General features: G+C 62.5%; 1 protein-coding gene. It reads right to left on the bottom strand.

Annotation, left to right across the window (positions count from 1 at the left end; all coding sequences use genetic code 11):
• On the bottom strand, positions 1–1,640 hold a 1,640-nt coding region (locus LZA78_RS17485; RefSeq protein WP_233678161.1), incomplete at its 3' end, for an electron transfer flavoprotein-ubiquinone oxidoreductase.
• Between the last annotated feature and the right edge of the window lies 1 nt (position 1,641).

Here is a 1,641-nt window from a genome sequence, read left to right on the forward strand (position 1 = left end):
TTTGGGTAGTTAGGTCCGTCGCCGCCCTGGGGTGTAGTCCAGGTTATGTTCTGGCTGGGGTCCTTGATGTCGCAGGTCTTGCAATGGACGCAGTTCTGGAAATTGATCTGGAAGCGCGGGCCCTCCTCGCCCTCGAGCACCTCATAGACCCCGGCCGGACAGTAACGTTGCGCTGGTTCGTCATATTTCGCAAGGTTCACCGCGACCGGGATCGAAGGATCTTTCAGTTTCAGGTGGCAGGGCTGGCTTTCCTCGTGGTTCGTGAAGGAAAAGCTCACGTTGGTCAGCCGGTCGAAGGACAGTTTGCCGTCCGGCCGCGGGTAGTCGATCTTGGCGAATTTCGACGCCTCGCCGGTATGCGCCGCATCGTTCTTGCCATGCTTGAGCGTGCCAAAGAGCGAGAAGCCGAAGAGGTTGTTCGTCCACATATCGAGCCCGCCGAACACGAGGCTCGGCAGCATCCCCCAATGCGACCACATCGGCTTGACGTTGCGCACGCGCCGCAGGTCCTTGGCGATCGGGCCCGAGCGCAGGTCGGCCTCGTAATCCACCAACTCGTCGCCCTCGCGGCCCGCCGCAATCGCCTTGGCCGCCGCCTCGGCCGCCGCGATCCCCGAGAGCATCGCATTGTGGTTGCCCTTGATGCGCGGCACGTTCACCAGGCCCGCCGAGCAGCCCAAGAGAACCGCCCCCGGCGCCGTCAGCTTCGGGATCGACTGCCAGCCGCCCTCGGAGATCGCCCGCGCGCCATAGGCCACGCGCTTGCCGCCCTCGAGCAGCTCCGCCACCAGCGGGTGATGCTTGAAGCGCTGGAATTCCATGTAGGGAAACAGGTGCGGGTTCTCGTAGTTCAGGTGCACCACGAAGCCCACGTAAACCTGGTTGTTCTCGAGATGGTAAATGAACGAGCCGCCACCCGCGTTATTGCCCAAGGGCCAGCCCATCGTGTGGGTCACCGTGCCCTCGCGGTGCTTGGCCGGGTCGATCTCCCAGATCTCTTTCATGCCAAGGCCGAACTTCTGCGGGCATTTGCCTTTCGACAGGTCGAACCGCTCCATCACCACCTTGGCAAGACTGCCGCGCACGCCTTCCGAGAGGAAGACGTATTTGCCGCGCAACTCCATCCCCGGCTCGTAGCCATCGCCGATCGAGCCATCGGCGTTCTTGCCGAACTCGCCCGCAACAACGCCCGCGACGCGGTCACCATCCCAGACGATTTCCGAGGCCGCCATGCCCGGGAAGATCTCGACACCCAGTTCCTCGGCCTGCTCGGCCATCCAACGGCACACATTCGCCATCGAGACGATGTATTTGCCGTGGTTCGACATCAAGGGAGGCATCGGCCAGTTCGGGATCCGCATCTGGCCCGCCGGCCCGAGGATGTAGAAGTTGTCGCTCTTCACCTCGGTCTTGATCGGCGCGCCTTTTTCTTTCCAGTCCGGGATCAGCGCATCAAGACCCGAGGTATCGAGCACCGCCCCCGACAGGATATGCGCCCCAACCTCGGAGCCCTTCTCCAGCACAACGACGTTCAGATCCGGGTCGATCTGCTTGAGACGGATCGCCGCAGACAGACCCGCAGGCCCGCCACCAACAATCACAACATCATATTCCATCGACTCGCGGACGATCTCAGTCATC

This window comes from Rhodobacter flavimaris (genome assembly GCF_021378075.1).
Classification (GTDB): domain Bacteria; phylum Pseudomonadota; class Alphaproteobacteria; order Rhodobacterales; family Rhodobacteraceae; genus Rhodobacter; species Rhodobacter flavimaris.